The following is an 18,180-nucleotide window of genomic DNA, read 5'->3' as shown; positions in this document are numbered from 1 at the left end:
ACCGTCACGTTGCTGATGAATCCCGCTTCACTGCCACGCACTTGATCTCGACCAGCAAGCCCGGATGCGCGAGCTCTGACACACCGATGGTCGTCCAGGCGCATGTGCCGCGTGGGAAAACCCGGTTCTTCACCTCGCGGAATACCGGCATATGCGTGCTCATCTGCACGTGGTACGTCGTCATGTCGACAACGTCTTCAAAGGTACAGCCCGCAGCTTGCAGCACAACGCGCAGATTTTCCCAGCACGCCAGGAATTGCGCCTCGGGATCGGCGATCACTTCCAGTTCGACTGAACGCCCGACCTGTCCGGCGCAGAACACGGTGGCGCCGACCTTCACTGCGGGTACATAGCCTGCTCGTTCTACGATACGTTGCATCGTCGGCGGGACGATCAATTCGCGGTCTGTCATGTGATTTTTCCTGGGCACGATTGAAGCGGTCATTTGCTGCGCTGCGAATTATGACCGCGGCCGGCCGAGTTTGCTCTGAAGTCGACCTGCTGAAGCCGAACTGGGAACGATCTTCGCTGGTCGATTAGCGTCACTTGAGCACCACGCTCCTCGCAGCGCCCACTTCATTTCACGGCCTGGTCTCCGAGCCCAAACGCTCCGCCGCGAAAATTAAGGATTTCTTCATTCAGCCTCCATGGGCGAAACGGTCTCGCGCACGCAGCATGTGCTCAGGCGTCTCGCACCACAACGCCTGGCAGGTTCCTGACGCAAGGGCAGGGCATCACGTCCGTTGCCTCTTCATCAGGACCCGTCCCGATTCAACTTTCCGGAGTCAAGCAAAATGAACGTTCTTCGAACTGTGGCCGCCAGCGCAATCGTCTTCCCTACCGGCAGCGCTTATGCGCAAGGCGCTTCAACTCAAATAGCAGGTCGGTCCGCGTGCAGCGGTTACGCGAATTGAAAGCAATTAGAAAATAAATTGATCTATTTTTGTCAGGATTATTCTGCCTGAATGCGACGCCTGCCACCGCTGACCATTAGATAAACTCGAACTCGTGATCTGTTGAATGATCCGTTGGGTGGCGATGAAAAAAACGTGGCACTTCCCGAGCCGCCTCAGTGGCTGTAAAGTCATACAGCGTTTTCGCGCCGAGTCCCAAAAAGCCGACCCCAAACGCATAGCCACAACGATGTCCCGAATAGTTTGAAAACCAGTTTTGTAAAACAGGCTTCAAAAGGGGATTCACATGTCAGTTGGCAATTCGGTCGTTGACACGACCACAAGCTCCACCAGATACAAAGTCATCAAGTGGTCGATTATCGGGCTGTGCATCGCTATCGGCGCGCCGCTCGCAATCCTGCTGGTCAAAGGCCTGGTCGGTCTGATCCTCGCTGCGGTGATCGGCCTTGCGGCGATCAACTTCGGCCCCGTCCTCGCAATGAAATTCGCGAACCAGAAAGTCAAGATGTTCGTGAACGAGGCGAAGTCGAATCCGATCGAGACGCTTTATAACGAACTGGCGGAAAAGCAGGAAGGTGCGGAACGCTTCAAGAAAAGCATCACTGACTTTCGCACGGAAGTGAAAAACTTCGAAGACAAGACCGTTTTATTCAAAAAACAATATCCCGAAGACGCGGCGCGTTTCGAGGGGCAACTCGCAACGATGAAAAAACTGCTGGCGTTTCGCGAAGGGCGCTACAAGCAGGTGCAGGACGAACTCAAGCGATTCTCCGACGCGATCGATCGGGCCAAAGCGCTTTGGGATATGTCGCAATCCGCACAACGGATGAACAAGATCGCCGGAATGCAAACCAGCGACACTTTCGCGCAAATCAAAACGGACGCCGCACTAGACTCCGTGATGAACTCGGTCAACAAGGCATTTTCCGAAATGGAAACATCGCTGATGGAAAGCGCGGAAGTGCAACAAGCCAAGGCCGCTACTGAGTTGGGCACGATCGATCCGCCGGCTCAGCAACTCGGTTCGCCCGCGGCACCCAAATAATCAGGCACGCGCCGCTCGACTACTCAACTCGATCAAAAAATAATGAAGAAAATTCTGGGTTCGGTTCTTTTCCTGATCTTGCTGGCTGCCGGTTGGTATATCCACGAGGGCGGCCTGAAAAATCCTCTTAACAGCGTGCAGAGCGCCGACAAAGACACCGTCGCAGTGAACGGGGTGGACACCGGCAACGCCACCAATACTGGCAACGCCGACGTCAAAACGTCGCCGCCGGGCAATCCGGACGGGTTCGTGCCCAACAAGGACACGCTGAAATCGATACTGAGCAACGGTGTCGTACGCGTTAGTGTCGAAAACCCGTCGCGGCCGTTCTACTCGGAAGACAACGGCAAGCCGCAAGGCTTCAACGTCGATTTTGCCAATCTGCTGTTCGCGCAGAAAGAGTTCACCTCGGGCGACCACGCGATCATCACGGTCGATACGCATCATGGCGTGGACACGTATCCGGCTGTCCCGGATCAACTGACGAAAACCGACAAGCAAGGCAATGCGCTTGTCGACGTCGCGATGGACGGCCTGACGTTCCCCGACAACACCCCGAGCGGCGTCGTCTATTCGATTCCCTATGTCGAGGACTTCGGTTATTCGCTGATCGTCGCCAGGGGCTCGCCGGTCCGCTCCGCAACTGATCTGGCGGGCAAAACGATCGGCGTGCTGCAGGGCGATCCGGATGTGAAAGCGTTTGTCCTGAAAGCGTTTCCGAACAGCAAAATCGTCGAACTATCGGATGCGAGCATCGAGGGGCAGCGTTCGTGGATGTCGCACTTCCTGGACGAACATCAGGTCGACGCCATCGTCTACGACTATCCGTTCGGCGTCTCGGAGATCAAGGGCACTGACTTGACGTTCGCCGTCACAAAACTGGACGGGTCCAATCTCGCGTACAAAATCGGCGTACGCAAGGAAGACAGCGCGCTCCTGATCTACCTGAATTCCGCGATCGCGAAGGTCAAACAGTCGCCCGCGTATCTGGATCTGCTACGTAAATATTTCATCAGCGATCAGGTATTGACTACCGCGGCGGCCAGCGGGGAGAAGACCTACGTGGTCCGCGCCGGCGACACGCTGAATGCCATTGCCGCGAGTCAGTTGGGCAGCGGTGCGCGATTTGTGGACGTACAAAAGCGCAATAACCTTCCGAACCCCAATCTGATCCTCATCGGGCAGCACCTGATTATTCCACTACGCTGATGCGGTAGATCTGCCTGCCGGGCCCTCGTGGCCCGGCACGAAAGCCGTTGTCTGACTGGCAACGTGGGCGCTCGCTTTACCCCCTGAATCGCCTGCCTGGCCGCTCCCGCCGGGTTCACCTGCGCGCGTTCATCCCCAGAATCTGTCCGGTTTGCATCCATTTCAGCCCCCGCTGCGTAAATCCTCTCAAGGACGCGCACCCCCCGCCACACCCAACTAACCCACCGCGCGCGCCCAGCACCCGGAGACGCGCCCATGATCCATCCCGCACCGACCTCACCACCGCCGCGCGGCTCGCGGGTCGCGGTCGTCGGCGCCGGTATTTCGGGTTTAGCCAGTGCCTGGCTGCTGGCGCGCAACCATCGCGTCACCCTGTTCGAATCGGCCGGCTACGCGGGCGGCCACACCAATACCGTGGACGTCACGCTCGACGGTCACACGCATCCCGTCGACACGGGTTTCCTCGTTTTTAACGACCGTACCTATCCGAACCTGATCGCGTTGTTTGCCGAATTAGGCGTCGAGTCGCATCCGAGCGACATGACCTTCTCGGTCTCGCTCGACGAAGGCCGCCTCGAATGGGCCGGCACCAGTCTGAACACCGTGTTCGCACAACGCCGCAACCTGTTCTCGCCGACCTTCATCGGCATGCTGCGCGACATCGTGCGGTTCAACGGCAGCGCGCAGAGCAATCTGGAACTCGCGATAGAAACGCGCGCATCGATGGGTGAAATGCTGACGGCGGGTGGCTACGGCTCCGCGTTCCAGCGCCACTACCTGCTGCCGATGGCCGCGGCGATCTGGTCGAGCGCGACCGCGGATATCCTCGCTTTTCCGGCCACCACCTTCCTGCGCTTTTGCCTGAACCACGCGCTGCTTCAGGTGAATCGGCGGCCGCAGTGGAAGACGGTGGTCGGAGGAGGGCGCGAGTACGTGCGGCGCATCGTCGGCGCGCTCGACGACGTTCGCGTCGGCACCGCGGTTCGAGGCGTACGGCGCGATGCCGACGGGGTCGACGTGTTCACCGACGAGGGCGCCGAGCGTTTCGACGCGCTGGTGCTCGCCACCCACGCGCCGACCTCGCTGCGACTGCTCGGCAACGACGCCGATCAGGACGAACGCAGCGTGCTGGGCGCCGTACGCTATCAGCCGAATGCCGCGGTGCTGCATACGGATACGAATCTGCTGCCGCGGCGTCAGCGCGTGTGGTCGGCGTGGAATTATCTGGGAAGCCGCGCGCATGACGGCATGCATCCGGTGTGCGTCAGCTATCTGGTCAATCAGCTCCAGCCGCTGCCGTTCAAGACGCCGCTCGTTGTCACGCTCAATCCGGTAACGCAATTGGCGCCGGGCACTGAGCTGCGCCGCTTCGTCTACGACCATCCGCTGTTCGATCTGGCCGCCATCGATGCGCAGCACCGGCTGCCGTCGTTGCAAGGCAGGCGCCGCACCTGGTTCGCCGGCGCGTGGACGGGCTACGGTTTTCACGAGGACGGTCTGAAATCGGCACTGCGCGTTGCCGCCGATTTCAATGTGTCGCCGGCATGGGCCAGGTTATGAATTCCACCAGTGTCGAAGCCGAGGTCGATCCGGCCGCCTGGCTTTTGACGGGCAAAGTGATCCACGAGCGCCTGCGGCCGAAGCGCCATCGCTTCTCGTATCCGGTGTTCTATTTGCGCTGCGATCTGGATCGTCTGGCGTCGCTCGATAGCGGCTGGTTCGGCGTCGACCGCTGGCGTTTGCTGAGCTTGTATCAGCGCGATCACGGCCCGCGCGATGGCAGCGATCTTGCCACATGGATGCGCGCGCAACTATCCGAGGCAGGCATCGACGAAGCGGACGGCAAGATCTGGCTGCAAGCGTTTCCGCGTGTATTCGGCTATGCGTTCAACCCGGTTAGTTTCTGGTTTTGCCACGACCGCGATGATCATTTGCGCGCGCTGCTGGCGGAGGTGCGCAACACCTTTGGCGAGCGTCACTGCTATCTGCTGAGCGCCGTTGGGAACGCGCCGATTACGGCCGAAACGGAACTCGAATGCCGCAAAGTGCTGCACGTGTCGCCGTTTTGCCGCGTGGAGGGGCGCTACGAATTTCGCGTCCGGCAGACGCCTGACAGTGTGTCGGTCTCGATCGATTACAAGGACGCTGACGGGCTTCTGATTCGCACCGCAGTAGGTGGCCGTCTAAAGCCTTTGACGCGCCCGGCGGCACTTGCCGCGTTGCTGCGTCAGCCCATGCTGACAGTGGGTGTCATCGCGCGAATTCATTGGCAAGCTCTGCGTCTCGCCATCAAGAGAACGCCGTTCTACGGCAAGCAGCCCGCGCCGGGTCGCGCGGCCGATGCACCCACCGATCCCACCGCTGCCGGCCAGGCTCAACCGTCCGCCGCTGCGCGCCCCATTTCGTCCGATTGAGGAGATCCAGCCATGGCGCTTTCACGAACCCTGAGCGGACACCGAACCGTACCCGCGTCCGGCCGTCTGTTTCTATCGCTGCTCGAGCGGATTCAGGTTGGGCACCTGGTGCTGATCACGCCCGACGGACAGCAGCGCGTATTCGGCGATTCGCATGCGGCGCCGGGTGCGCGTCTGGAGTTGCGCGACTGGCGTGCGTGCGGCGCGATTCTGCGCAAAGGCGATATTGGCTTTGCCGACGCATGGCGCGCCTTCTGGGTGGATACGCCCGATCTGGCGGCTTTGCTGCGCGTGGCAATCCGCAACGAACGCGCGCTGCAACGCACGGTTTATGGCGGCTGGCTCGCGCAACTCTGGTACGGGCTGCGTCATAAGCTGAGACCTAATACGCGCTCGGGCAGCCGGCGCAATATTCACGCGCACTACGACATCGGCAACGCGTTTTACGCGCAATGGCTGGACCCGACGTTCACGTACTCGAGCGCGGTGTTCGACGGCAATTTCTACCAATCGCTTGAAGACGCTCAGCACGCCAAGTATCAACGCATCATCGATACGCTCGGGTTACGCGAAGGCATGCGTATTCTGGAAATCGGCTGCGGATGGGGCGGTTTTGCGATGCATGCGGCTCGTCAGGGCATTCATGTGCATGGCGTGACGATTTCCGCGGCGCAGCTCGAATTCGCCCAGAGGCGTGCGCACGAGGAAGGCCTGAGCGAGCGCGTGCACCTCGAACTGCGAGACTACCGTACGCTGACCGGAGAGTACGACGGCATTGTCTCGATCGAAATGTTCGAGGCTGTCGGCGAAAAATTCTGGCCGGCATACTTCCGCATCCTGCGCGAACGTCTGCGGCCGGGCGCACGCGCGCTGGTGCAAACCATCACCATCGACGATTCGTACTTCGCCGCCTATCGGGCGACGAGCGACTTTATCCGCGAGTTCATTTTCCCGGGGGGCATGCTGCCGAGTCCGCAGCATTTCATTGAAGCGGCACGGCGTGGCAAGCTCGCGGCGCGCAAGTCCCTGGCGTTTGGGCGCGACTATGCGGAGACGCTGCGCCGCTGGCGCAGTGCGTTCGAAGCGCAACTCGATACGATCCAGAAACAAGGTTTCGACGAGATTTTCGTGCGCACGTGGCGGCTCTATCTGGCCTACTGTGAAGCCGGTTTCGACGAAGGACGCACGGACGTGATGCAGTTCGTGCTCGCGTCGGCCGACTGACGTGCGCGCATTCGCGGCACTCGTGCTGGCGTTGTGGGCGACTGCCGCCAGCGCCGACTGGCTCGCTGACGTGCAGCCCGCGAAACTCGTGGGCGAGGGCGATTTCAGCGTGTTCGGCTTCAGGCTATACCGCGCGCAAATGTGGAGCGAACGCATACCCGTTGGCTACGACGAACGCTTCGCGCTGCATATCATTTACGCTCGCGGCATCAGGCGCGAGCGATTCGTCGATACCGGGATGAACGAGATCAAGCGTCTCGCGAGTGCACCGATTCCGGCGGACACATTGGCGCGCTGGCGCACGGACCTGATGCAGGCGTTGGTGGATGTCGGTCCAGGCGATCAGCTAAGCGCGATCTATTTGCCGGACAAAGGCGTGCGCTTTTATGCCGGCAACCGGATGACCGGCGAGTTCGACGACCTTGCCTTCGCACAAGCATTCTTCGGGATCTGGCTCGATCCGTCGACGCGCGCGCCGACGTTACGCAAACAGTTGCTCGGCGTATCGCCCTAGGACACAACGGTTACAGCGAAATGCCGGCAATTTGCAGCAGCAAAACAAGATTGAGCGCCAGCACGGCGATCGTGCCGGCCACTGCGGCGATCGTGGTCGAGCGCCGGTTCCGGTAGCGCCCCATCACATTCCCGCGCGAGGTGAACCACACCAGCGCGATCATCGGTACCGGCAGCGCGATGCTCAGTACCACCTGGCTCAGCACCAGTGCGCGTGTCGCGTCCACGCCGCAGGCCACCACCACGAAGGCCGGCACCATTGTAATCAGCCGCCGCGCCCACACAGGGATGTGAAAACCGACAAAGCCCTGCATGATCATCTGTCCAGCCATCGTACCGACGACCGAACTCGAAATGCCGGAGGCGATCAGCGCCGCCAGAAAGAGGCCCGCCGCCGCGCCGCCCAGTAGCGGCGTGAGCGTGCGCCATGCGGTTTCGATACTGGCGATATCGGCGTGACCGGCATGAAACGCGCTCGACGCCATGATCACCATCGCCATGTTGATAAGCCCCGCGACGCCGAGTGCGACCACCACTTCGATGTTCGAAAAACGCAGCAGCTTGCTGCACTCGCGTTCGTTGCGTGGCTTCACGCGATTCTGTGTGAGTCCCGAATGCAGGAAGATCACATGCGGCATTACCGTTGCGCCGATGATGCCGACCGAAATCGTTAGCGCGTTGCTGTCGGGTATGGTCGGTGTGAACGTATGCTTGATGACCGACGGCCAATGCACCGGTGCAATCAGTAACTCCGCCAGATACGACAGCCCGATCACACCGACCAGCGCCGCAATCGCCAGTTCGAGTGGCCGGAAGCCACGCTTTTCGAACTGCAGCAAACCGTAGGTGACGGTAGCGGTGATCAGCATGCTCGGCATCATCGGCAGATGGGTGAGCAAGGAAACGCCGATCGCGCCACCGACGAATTCCGCCAGATCCGTCGCCATCGCCGCGATTTCGCTGATGCCCCACATCGCGAGCACGCAGCGGCGCGGCAGCGCCGAGCGGCACAACTCGGCGAGATTGCGGCCGGTTACGAGCCCCAGCTTGGCCGATAGCGACTGAAACAACATCGCCACGATGTTTGCCACCGCCACCACCCACAGCAGCGTATAGCCGTAACCGGCGCCCGCCTGGATGTTGGTGGCGAAGTTGCCGGGGTCCATATAGGCGATCGAGGCGACCACCGCCGGTCCGGCGAACGGCAGCATTGCCCGCAAGCCACGGCGGCGTCCGGCCAGGGTCTCGCGGATGTCGAAACAGGTCTGCTCGGTGAGGGTCTGCGGTACGGCGGCCTGGCTCATCGCTTCGTTCATGTCTGCTCCTGTACGGCTTCAGACGTTCAAGGCAATGCAGATGAAGGCCGGCCAACGGGCGAGCGCGATCGTCGTCGCGGCGGCCTCGTTGCCGGTGCAGTCGATATTGCAGCGCGCCTGTTTCAGGCGCTCATATTGAGCACCCCGTTCACGCCGTTCGGGAAAAAGCCGCCTTTGACCGCCACCGAACTCGTCAGGTAGACGATGTTGAGGACGTTGCTGTAATTGCGGCTGAACGCGAGCCCATTGCTGTCGAGCGGCACGATGTTGGAGGTCCCTGGCGTCGCGCCGGTGATCCCCTGATCGTCGTTGCCGTTGTTGTCGAGGCTGTCGCGTGCGGCAGAGATCGCGTTGGCCGCCGTAATGAGGCTCGACATGTCGACGCCCTTCGAATAGAGCACGGTGCGCACCAGGCTCGCGTGATAAGCCTCGGCGGCGAGAATGCCGGCGGCGGCTGACAGGAAGGTCTTGTTGGTGATCAAAGGCGCAGCGCCTTTATAAGCCGTCACGCCGACGTCTTCGAAGATGAACGCGCCGAGCAGAAAGTTGTTGTCGCTCGCATACGGGTTGAACGCGACGCCCGCGCCGACCAGTCCCGCGGCACGCGCTGCGTTGGAGAATGCGCCGTTCGGGTTGGTGCCGCCGATATCGATTGCCGGCATCGCAACCGCTGCTGAACCCAGGGCGCTGCGCAGGAACGCGACGTGCTCGCGTTCGTCGTTGGCGATTTCGTTGGCATAAGCCTGAACCACCGGATCCTGGAACGGCACCTGCTGCCCCGGGATGACCGCACCCGGTGTGCCGACGCCGGTGGTCATGCTCGCAGCCAGCCCCGAACCGGTTGTCGCGTACGTGTAGAACTGCGATTCGAGGTACTCCAGATTCAGCGCGAAGTTCAGTATTTCCGGATCGGTCGGCGCGCTCTGGGCTGACGCGATCGAGCCGGAGCCACCACCGCACGCACTGATCAGCGTGCCGCCGACTAACCCCAGACCCAGCCCGCCGGCGTTGCGGAAAAACTGTCTGCGTTGCAGGCGCCGTTCTACCCGGCGGTCAAATACATCGATAAGTTCTGCTGATTTATTGCTGGACTCCGACATGGCTATGCTCCTCAGATGGTTCGCTGCCAATGCCACGGACTCGCGACGCACACGCGCGGAAAGCGGTTACACAGGCGATGCACAAACGCAAATCGCGGACGCAAAAAGAGGCCTCGTTCTTCCGTGAAGAACTAAACGATGCAGGAGAAGAAAGCGAGTCCTCAACCGCCTTTACGGAGCGAATGGGCCACCAGATGCAAAGCTCACAAAAGATTTCCGTGTGCGCTTGCAGCATGAGGCGGTCTCGCGCGGGGTAGCCGGTCCGTGAGCGGTTCCGGAGCAGGCACCTGAATGGCCACACTGAGCGGCTCGTGAACAGCCCCTGAAAATCGCTAGAAATCATGCGGGAAGCCGCCCGCGATGCAGATTCAGCCCGGTTCGCGGGGGACGTCCGGCGATCCTCTGTACAATTGGGCGTTCGTCATCATCGACCCATCTCGACCGAATTCATGGCCATTACCTACAAGACTCCCGACGACATCGCCAAGCTGCGCATCTCCGGCCGCCTCGCGGCCGACGTATTGGCGATGATCGGCGAGCACGTCAAGGCCGGTGTCTCCACCGACGACCTCGACGCGCTGTGCAACGACTACATTGTCAATACGCAAAAGTCTATTCCGGCAAATGTTGGTTATTTGGGATTTCCGAAGACCGTCTGCACGTCCGTCAACCAGGTGGTGTGCCACGGTATTCCCAATCGCAGCGAAATCCTGAAAGATGGCGACATCATCAATATCGACGTTGCGATTATCAAAGACGGCTATTTCGGCGACACCAGCCGCATGTATTGCGTCGGCCAGCCGAGCACGGTGGCGCGCCAGCTGATCGACACGACCTATGAAGCCATGCTGGCCGGTATCCGTGAGGTAAAACCGGGCGCCACGCTGGGCGACGTCGGCTACGCGATCCAGAAGGTCGCGCAGCGCGACGGCTTCTCGATCGTGCGCGACTACTGCGGCCACGGCATCGGCAAGGTCTATCACGAAGATCCGCAGGTGTTGCACTACGGTCAGCTGGGGCAGGGCGTGCGTCTGAAGCCGGGCATGGTCTTCACGATCGAACCGATGATCAACGCGGGCCGCGCCGGCACCGCGGTGCAGCGCGACGGCTGGACGGTGGTCACCAAAGACCGCTCCCTGTCCGCGCAATGGGAACACATGATCGCCGTGACCGAAGAGGGCTATGAGTTGCTGACGCCGTGGCCGGACGGCACCGGCGCTTACGAAGCGCCCTGAACGCAGTGGCCGGCGCGCTTCGCGAGCCGGTTATCAAGGCGGTGGGCGTGTGAATGGCCGCGCAATCGGCGCGCGGCGCCAGCACCTGGGAGCGGCGCTACGGTCCGATCCAGTAAATAAGCATTTGACTCGCGCGCCGGTTCGGTTAAAGCTATGCGTTAGGGTTTCAAGGGGTTTTCGTCTGCATGAGTCCGTCATTGACCGTTCGCCGTATCGCCGCTGATCAGGGCGCCGTTTTCCGCGAACTCCGTACTGCGTCGTTGCGGGAGGCGCCCTATGCCTTCGGCGAAACGCTCGAGGACGCGTTGTCGGCGGATGCCGCCACGTTCGACGCCACCGCTGCCGAACACGCTGTTTCGTTTATCGCCACCAGTTTCATTCTCTATACCGAAGGCCATCCGGCAGGACTGATCGAAGCGAATTTCGACGATACCGCGGCGCGCCGCGCGTTCGTCGGCGAGTTGTGGGTGGCGCCGGCCGTGCGTCATCTGCGCGGCGGCGAGCTGCTGGTCGACACCGCCAGCGCCTGGCTGGCTGGCGAAGGCGCGATGGAAATCTACGCGTGGGTCGCCGACGCCAACCGCAATGCGATGCGCTTTTACGAGGCGCTCGGCTTCGGTCCGACCGGCGAGCATCGGCGTGTCGCACGTGCGCCCGAGCAGGCCGAAAGCCTGCTGGTGCGCCACGTGCCGACCACGTCGCAGGTGTTTCAGCAGTGATCTCGCGAGCGGCGCGTCAGCCTGCCGCTCACATCCCATCCGCGTCGCAGCAGCGTTCATTGCCGGGTTCATGGCCAAATGAGCGCCCCAAGCGCGGCCTGAACGGCCGAGGCGTGGCTATGTCATGGGTATTCAGGCCGCAGGGGCGCGTTCTCCCGGCAAAAAAACTCGCTCCCCGCCTGTACGCCTGTAAAATACGCAAAATTTTTTGCCGAACGCTATGTCGCCCAAGAAATCGCCCTTTTTCGAACTCCGCAGCGGCTCTGTCGACACGCTCCTGTTTGTGGTCAAGACAACCGACCTCGATGCAATGCGTGCCGAACTGACCCGGCGCTTCGAGGCGACCCCCGAATTTTTCGCTAACGACGTCGTCGCGATCGACGTGCGCCGGCTCGCCGAGAACGAACGCGTGCCGCTCGCCGACATCGCGCAACTGCTCGATAGCGTGCGCATGCGCCCGGTCGGCGTGGTTGCCAACGCTCAACAGGCGTGGGCGGCCGAATCCGCGCTGCCGCTGCTCGAAGCGCGCGACCGCCGTGGCGCCACCGCGAAATCCGCTGACGAAGAAAGCGCCAATCCCGCTGCTGCGGCGCCGGTGGCCACTGCCGCGACTGCCGCGCCGCCGGCCGATCTGTTTGCTGACGCCGGCGGGCCGCCGGAAAACGGCACCCCGGCCACGGCCGCCACGGTCGAGCCGGCGCCCGCCGTGGAGCCCGTCCGTCTCGCTACGTCGTCGCAAACCATGGTGGTCGACAAGCCGCTGCGCTCGGGTCAGCGTATCTACGCAAAGGGCGATCTGGTCGTGCTCGGCCTGGTGAGCTACGGCGCGGAAGTCATTGCGGAAGGCAACATCCATATTTATGCGCCGCTGCGCGGCCGGGCATTGGCCGGCGTGCAGGGCAATCACGACGCGCGCATTTTCTGCACGTGTCTCGAACCGGAACTGATCTCGATCGCAGGTATCTATCGTACGACCGAGAACCCGCTGCCGGCCGACGTGCTCGGCAAGCCGGTGCAGATCTGGCTCGAAGAAGAAAAGTTGATGATCGAACCACTGCGGCTTACCTGATCGGCGTGACGCGCACGCTGCCCTGAACAATCACGGCACGCGGCGTTCCACGGCAAATCGGGCCGCACATAATTGACGAATTTGACGAACACAAGGTAAGGGTAATGGCAAAAATCATTGTGGTGACTTCGGGCAAGGGTGGCGTGGGCAAGACGACCACGAGCGCGAGTTTTGCATCGGCCCTCGCTCTGCGTGGCAGCAAAACCGCCGTGATCGACTTCGACGTCGGCCTGCGTAACCTCGACCTCATCATGGGCTGTGAGCGCCGGGTGGTGTACGACCTGATCAACGTGATCCAGGGCGAAGCGAACCTCAACCAGGCGCTGATCAAGGACAAGAAGTGCGAGAACCTGTTCATCCTGCCGGCCTCGCAAACGCGTGACAAAGACGCGCTGACCATGGAAGGCGTCGAAAAGGTCATCAACGACCTGATCGCAATGGACTTCGAATTCATCGTCTGCGACTCGCCGGCCGGTATCGAATCGGGTGCACTGCTCGCGATGCATTTCGCCGACGAAGCGCTGATCGTGACGAATCCGGAAGTCTCCTCGGTGCGTGACTCGGACCGTATCCTCGGCATTCTGTCGTCGAAGACCAAGCGCGCGATCGACGGCAAGGAACCGATCAAGGAACACCTGCTGATCACCCGCTACAACCCGAAGCGTGTCAGCGAAGGCGAAATGCTGTCGCTGACCGACATCCAGGAAATTCTGCGCATCGATCTGATCGGCGTGATTCCGGAATCGGAAGCCGTGCTGCATGCGTCGAACCAGGGGCTGCCGGCGGTCCACCTCGACGGTACCGACGTCGCCGAAGCCTATAAAGATGTCGTGTCGCGTTTCCTCGGCGAGCAGAAATCGCTTCGCTTTACCGATTACCAGAAGCCAGGGCTGCTGCAGCGCCTCTTCGGCACCAAGTAAGGGGAGCGCACGTAATGTCGATTCTTTCGTTTTTGCTGGGCGAGAAGAAGAAGTCCGCGTCGGTAGCGAAGGAACGCCTGCAGTTGATCATCGCGCACGAGCGCGCCGGCGGCCATGCGCCTGCCGATTACCTGCCTGCGTTGCAACGCGAACTGGTGGCCGTGATTTCAAAGTACGTGAAGATTTCCAACGACGATATTCGCGTGAGCCTGGAGCGCCAGGACGATCTCGAAGTGCTCGAGGTCAAGATTGAAATACCGCAGGCGGGTTCCGCGTAACGCGCTGCGCGCTCTGCTTCGTTGTGTCGATCTGACGTGACGGGATGGGGCGCGTAGACGCTGTCCTCCCGGTGGTGTGCCTTCTGCTGTTCAATTAGACGCGCGGATGTGGGTTCTACGCGCCGTCTGCCTCTCTATCCTCTGTTTGCTGCCCGAACGCGCCGCGCCGTTGTGCATGGCCGCGTATGTCCGCACGTGGCTATGCCGTGCGGCGAAATAATCCGTTGCACTTCAGCGTGTGCCGTTACACGGCGGCAGTCAGCGCTTTTGATCCCTCGCGCATTAAACGGATAACGCCGGATTCGGTGTCCAACTACAGAGGGAAAACATGAACAAGACCTTTCGCTTGCTGATCGCCAACGCTGTGCTGATCGCCGCTGGCGCATCCGCCATGGCATCCGCTTCGGCCGAAGAAGTCGTTGTGATCGCACCGTCCGCACCGCCGGCCGTGCGCTACGAAGTCGTGCCGGCGCCGCGCGTCGGCTACGTGTGGGATCACGGTCATTGGCGTTGGGATCACGGCCGCTATGTGTGGGCGGCGGGCCACTGGCAGGCCGAGCGTGTCGGCTTCCACTGGGTGCCGGGCCACTGGGTCGAGCACGGTCCGAACTATCGCTGGGTCGAAGGCCACTGGGCGGCTTAGGCCCCCAGACGCCAGCACTGTCCGGCACGGAGCGGTTGACCGCGGTCGTGCCGTTCTCTCCAGTTTGACGACGCAGGCGCCGCACTCGCGCTCGCCTGCGTTTCTGAGGAACACATGATGAAAAAGAATCTGCTTCTGATCGCCGCTCTGGCGGTCGTGCTGGCCGGCTGCGTAGTGGTGCCGGCACGGCCGGTTTACGTGCACGCGCCGGGGGTGGTCGTTTACTGACGCGGGGCGCCGTCTTCAGCACGAGTATCGCCGTCGGTCTCATCGGCGACTGCGGCCTCGGGCGCTTCGACTTCAGGGACTTCCGGCACCGGTGCGGGGGCCGGCTGTGGCAGCGGCGCCATATAGCGCTCCGCCAGCGACTCATACAACGGCGGTGCAAGCAAACGCGATACACGGCTCGCAATCAATGCGGTGGCCATCAGCGAGATCACCAGCGCATGACCATCGATCATCTCCATCACGATCACGAACGAGGTGATCGGCGACTGCGTGACGGCCGCCAGATAGCCCACCATCGCGAGGGCGATCAGCATGGGCAATTGCATCGAGCCGAACACCATATGGAGCAGATTGCCGAAGCCCGCGCCGATCGACAGCGACGGCGCGAAGATCCCGCCCGGAATACCCGGCAGATACGAGCCGACCATCGAGATCATCTTCAGGAACGGATAGAACACCGACAGGTGCTCGTGTCCGTCGAGCAATCCGCGCGCTTCCGCATAGCCGCTGCCGAAGGTCGTGCCGCCGGAGATGAGGCCGACCACCGCGATCAGGAAGCCGCACAGCGCGGCGAATACGACCGGCCGCTCGCCGTGCAACTGACGCAGCGGCGCGGGAATCCAGCGTGCGGTATTCAGCAGCAGCCAGCCGAATACGCCGCCCGCAATCCCGGTGACGATCGCCGTGAGCACGACGGCGACCGCCAGCAGATCGGGGAAATGCGCGCCGATCTGGATGGTGCCGAAATAGGTGTAGTTGCCGTTCAGGCCGAGCGCGATCACGCCGGCAATGATGATCGCCGTAATTAGCACGCCGCTCGCGCGGGCTTCGAAGCTGCGGGTGAGCTCTTCGATTGCGAACACGATGCCTGCCAGCGGCGTATTGAACGCCGCGGACAAGCCCGCTGCCGCGCCCGCGAGCACCAGTTGCCGTTCGATCAGCGCATTCGAGCGCGGGTAGAGCCGCCGCAGATTGAACATCAGTGCCGCGCCGACCTGCACGGTGGGTCCTTCGCGGCCGATCGTGAAGCCGCCGAGAATTGCCAGAAACGACACCGCGATCTTGCCGAACAGAATCCGGAACGACAGCAGCCGCGCGCCGTATTCACCGGGCCTGGCATGCAGGGTGGCGATGACTTGAGGAATGCCGCTGCCTTCGGCGCCGCGAAAGAATTTGCGCGTGAGCCAGACAGCGAGCGCGGCGACCGCGGGCGTGACGATCAACGGCGCCCACACGTGCTGTTGCTGCATGGCGCGAAATTCGCCGTAGCCCCAGTCAATTAGCCTGGCATACAGAACCGCCACCAGACCGACCGCGATCGCGCCCAGCCAGAAGACGCCATATTGTCGCCACAGGCGTCTGGCGCGACGCACGATGCTGGAAGAGAGCGGAGGGAAAGGCCGGGACATGAGGGATGTGCTGGCGCAAAGAGTGGATTATAAAGCGTGCCGCATCGACGAAAGGCCATGAAGGCAATATGAAATATGTAAAGAACATATTTGTAAGTTCTGCAATGTAACGGGCTGTATTAATGACCGGATCGCGCCCCATTGCGTTTAGCAAAGATTATTCCATTCGTCGGCTAAAATAGTTTGACGTTCGAACAACTAACAGGTCCTCAATGAAGCGAGTCCTTATCGTCAAGGTCACTTCACTCGGCGATATCGTGCAGGCGTTGCCGGTCGTCGCCGACATCAAACGCGCTTTTCCCGGCGTTGCAGTGGATTGGGCGGCCGACGAAGCATTTGCCGAAGTGGTGCATTGGAGCGAAAGCGTGGACCGCGTGCTTTGCGCTCCGCTGCGCCGCTTCAAGAAGGCGCGCCGCTGGGGCGATTTCAAGGCGATCGCGGCGTCGATCGCCGAATTGCGTGCCTACCGCTACGACTTCATCATCGACATTCACGGTGTGTACAAGAGCGCGATCATCGCCTTTCTGGCTCGCTCGTCTAAACGTATTGGCTACCAGTCCCAGGATCTGGGAGAGCGCGGCGCGGCATTTGCCTACACCGGGCGTTTCGGTCCCCGTCCGTCTTGCGATGCATGGCATGGCATGCGCATCAGCGCGAGTGAGGCGCTCGGCTATAAGGTCGAGGGTCCGCCCGCCTACAATCTGCGCCTGCCAACGCCGGCCGTCGTGCCGTTCGCGGCTAACGGCGCACCGGTCGCGGCGCTCTTTCATGCCACCTCCAAAGACGACAAGAAGTGGCCGCTGTCCCATTGGGGGGCGGTCGGGCGTGAGTTGGTGCAGCGAGGTTTTCAGGTGGTGTTGCCGTGGGGCTCGGAGCGCGAGCGTGCCGAGGCGGAACAAATCGCGTCGCAGGTGCCGGGCTCGACCGTCCTGCCGAAACTGAGCGTGACCGAAATCGCACAGATGATCGACGGGTGCGCGCTGGTGGTCGGGACCGATACGGGGCTTGTTCATCTGGCGCATGCGTTGCAGAAGCGCACGGTCATGATTTTTGTGGCCACTTCGCCGTCGCATTGCGGCATCGACGCGCCGTTCCGCTCGATTTCGATTGGTAACGGCGAGGCAGTCCCAACGGTTGCCGAGGCGCTGGAGGCAATCGATTACGTGCAGGGCGAGTCGCGCGCCGTCGCCATGCAGCACGGATCAGCCGCTGCCTGAGCGCAACTTCGCCGCGCTTTCGCGCAATCGTTTGGCTAATCGTTCGGTCAAAAGAAAAGAGGCGCGACGCACAGTCGCCCAATCAAACGAGCGCTGCCACGGAACGCCTCCGAAAAACGCCCGCGTCGGGGAACTACGGGCGAAGAGGAATCACTTCAATGAACAAACTGACTCAGACACCGGGCGGCCACCTCGGGTGATCGACCCAGTTCTAAACAGACCGCCAGCCGGCGGCCGAGTTCAATGACGCATTCATTGAGGCATGCCGCGCGCGTGCCGGCAGATTCGTGGGTCGCTCACCGGCATCCCGCAGCCGGTCTTTGACGACCGCGCTCTGCACCTGGACCAGCACCGCGCATTACATACCTGTTAAATCTGTCGCTTTTCGTAGGGCGCCTAATTGGCTGTCCGCGTGGTTTCGCGCGCGGTTGCCGGTCTGGTTATGGCACGTGGAGCGCCGATTCAATACCCGCCGTCCGCGTCCCGGTCCGCGCATCCGCCACGGACAAGGCTTGCACGTGGCACGCATATCCAAACCAGTATAGGTGCTGTTTTCCTCTGATGTGAATCTGTTGACGCCATGGGTTGGCGCAGCCGGATTTGGGGGCGCAAACGTGTAACACCCACGTGATCTTCCCTTACAAATGGCAACGGTCGCGGGAGGCAGGGTCGTGTTCAATCGAGTCATTCGGGGTTTCGGCTCGAATGAATCTGACTCGAAGGAGAA

The 18,180-nt window shown here is 61.5% G+C and carries 17 protein-coding genes; 13 read left to right on the top strand and 4 right to left on the bottom strand.

Going from position 1 to position 18,180, the window contains the following annotated elements; translation table 11 throughout:
• Nucleotides 1-4: 4 nt before the first annotated feature.
• Nucleotides 5-412: a RidA family protein gene (locus tag GH665_RS16145; RefSeq protein WP_153136688.1), complete on the bottom strand. Its 408-nt coding sequence runs from the start codon at nucleotides 410-412 to the stop codon at nucleotides 5-7.
• Between the two features lie 788 nt (nucleotides 413-1,200).
• On the opposite strand from GH665_RS16145, the gene GH665_RS16140 reads away from it, so the two are divergent.
• The 6 genes from GH665_RS16140 (at nucleotide 1,201) to GH665_RS16115 (ending at nucleotide 7,320) form a co-directional block, all read left to right on the top strand.
• Nucleotides 1,201-1,959 carry a hypothetical protein gene (locus tag GH665_RS16140; protein ID WP_153136687.1) on the top strand — a complete coding sequence of 253 codons (759 nt, stop codon included), beginning with the start codon at nucleotides 1,201-1,203 and terminating at the stop codon, nucleotides 1,957-1,959.
• A 42-nt stretch (nucleotides 1,960-2,001) separates the two neighbouring features.
• Nucleotides 2,002-3,168 carry a transporter substrate-binding and LysM peptidoglycan-binding domain-containing protein gene (locus GH665_RS16135; protein WP_153136686.1) on the top strand — a complete coding sequence of 389 codons (1,167 nt, stop codon included), beginning with the start codon at nucleotides 2,002-2,004 and terminating at the stop codon, nucleotides 3,166-3,168.
• Nucleotides 3,169-3,423: 255 nt separating this feature from the next.
• The gene (locus GH665_RS16130; RefSeq protein WP_153136685.1) at nucleotides 3,424-4,728 is read left to right on the top strand and encodes an NAD(P)/FAD-dependent oxidoreductase; all 1,305 of its coding nucleotides are present in this window, start codon (nucleotides 3,424-3,426) and stop codon (nucleotides 4,726-4,728) included.
• Nucleotides 4,725-5,582 carry a DUF1365 domain-containing protein gene (locus tag GH665_RS16125; RefSeq protein ID WP_153136684.1) on the top strand — a complete coding sequence of 286 codons (858 nt, stop codon included), beginning with the start codon at nucleotides 4,725-4,727 and terminating at the stop codon, nucleotides 5,580-5,582. The genes GH665_RS16130 and GH665_RS16125 overlap by 4 nt, the downstream gene beginning before the upstream one ends.
• A gap of 12 nt (nucleotides 5,583-5,594) precedes the next feature.
• Complete coding sequence (locus GH665_RS16120; RefSeq protein ID WP_153136683.1) at nucleotides 5,595-6,806, top strand: SAM-dependent methyltransferase; 1,212 nt, start codon at nucleotides 5,595-5,597, stop codon at nucleotides 6,804-6,806.
• A 1-nt stretch (nucleotide 6,807) separates the two neighbouring features.
• Nucleotides 6,808-7,320, top strand: a complete 513-nt coding sequence (locus GH665_RS16115) for a chalcone isomerase family protein (protein ID WP_153136682.1) — start codon at nucleotides 6,808-6,810, stop codon at nucleotides 7,318-7,320.
• 10 nt (nucleotides 7,321-7,330) lie between these two features.
• Here the strand turns inward: GH665_RS16115 and GH665_RS16110 are convergent, their stop codons facing one another.
• Together GH665_RS16110 and GH665_RS16105 are read right to left on the bottom strand one after the other, a co-directional pair.
• Nucleotides 7,331-8,635: an Nramp family divalent metal transporter gene (locus tag GH665_RS16110; protein ID WP_217361881.1), complete on the bottom strand. Its 1,305-nt coding sequence runs from the start codon at nucleotides 8,633-8,635 to the stop codon at nucleotides 7,331-7,333.
• Nucleotides 8,636-8,757: 122 nt separating this feature from the next.
• Nucleotides 8,758-9,735 (bottom strand): ferritin-like domain-containing protein, encoded by a 978-nt coding sequence (locus GH665_RS16105; protein WP_153136681.1) that lies wholly within the window; start codon nucleotides 9,733-9,735, stop codon nucleotides 8,758-8,760.
• A gap of 449 nt (nucleotides 9,736-10,184) precedes the next feature.
• Between GH665_RS16105 and map the strand changes: the two genes are divergently transcribed.
• From map to GH665_RS16075, 6 genes are all read left to right on the top strand, one after another.
• Nucleotides 10,185-10,970 carry a type I methionyl aminopeptidase gene (gene map / locus GH665_RS16100; protein ID WP_153138514.1) on the top strand — a complete coding sequence of 262 codons (786 nt, stop codon included), beginning with the start codon at nucleotides 10,185-10,187 and terminating at the stop codon, nucleotides 10,968-10,970.
• 185 nt (nucleotides 10,971-11,155) lie between these two features.
• Entirely contained in the window at nucleotides 11,156-11,689 is a 534-nt protein-coding gene (locus tag GH665_RS16095; RefSeq protein WP_153136680.1) for a GNAT family N-acetyltransferase, read from the top strand.
• Between the two features lie 220 nt (nucleotides 11,690-11,909).
• Nucleotides 11,910-12,758 carry a septum site-determining protein MinC gene (gene minC / locus GH665_RS16090; RefSeq protein WP_153136679.1) on the top strand — a complete coding sequence of 283 codons (849 nt, stop codon included), beginning with the start codon at nucleotides 11,910-11,912 and terminating at the stop codon, nucleotides 12,756-12,758.
• A gap of 104 nt (nucleotides 12,759-12,862) precedes the next feature.
• On the top strand, nucleotides 12,863-13,678 hold the full coding sequence (minD, locus tag GH665_RS16085) for a septum site-determining protein MinD (protein ID WP_153136678.1): 816 nt from the start codon (nucleotides 12,863-12,865) through the stop codon (nucleotides 13,676-13,678).
• Between the two features lie 14 nt (nucleotides 13,679-13,692).
• The gene (gene minE, locus GH665_RS16080) at nucleotides 13,693-13,956 is read left to right on the top strand and encodes a cell division topological specificity factor MinE (RefSeq protein ID WP_028196771.1); all 264 of its coding nucleotides are present in this window, start codon (nucleotides 13,693-13,695) and stop codon (nucleotides 13,954-13,956) included.
• A 328-nt stretch (nucleotides 13,957-14,284) separates the two neighbouring features.
• The gene (locus tag GH665_RS16075) at nucleotides 14,285-14,599 is read left to right on the top strand and encodes a YXWGXW repeat-containing protein (protein WP_153136677.1); all 315 of its coding nucleotides are present in this window, start codon (nucleotides 14,285-14,287) and stop codon (nucleotides 14,597-14,599) included.
• Between the two features lie 221 nt (nucleotides 14,600-14,820).
• On the opposite strand, the gene GH665_RS16070 is transcribed toward GH665_RS16075, so the two are convergent.
• On the bottom strand, nucleotides 14,821-16,236 hold the full coding sequence (locus GH665_RS16070) for a chloride channel protein (protein WP_153136676.1): 1,416 nt from the start codon (nucleotides 16,234-16,236) through the stop codon (nucleotides 14,821-14,823).
• A 212-nt stretch (nucleotides 16,237-16,448) separates the two neighbouring features.
• Here GH665_RS16070 and waaC point away from each other — a divergent pair, with 212 nt between their 5' ends.
• Entirely contained in the window at nucleotides 16,449-17,453 is a 1,005-nt protein-coding gene (gene waaC / locus GH665_RS16065; protein WP_153136675.1) for a lipopolysaccharide heptosyltransferase I, read from the top strand.
• Nucleotides 17,454-18,180 lie beyond the last annotated feature (727 nt).

This window comes from Paraburkholderia agricolaris (assembly GCF_009455635.1).
In the GTDB taxonomy this organism is placed as follows: domain Bacteria; phylum Pseudomonadota; class Gammaproteobacteria; order Burkholderiales; family Burkholderiaceae; genus Paraburkholderia; species Paraburkholderia agricolaris.
The sequence above is the reverse complement of the archived record's forward strand: the minus strand, read 5'-3'. Positions and strand labels throughout refer to the sequence as shown.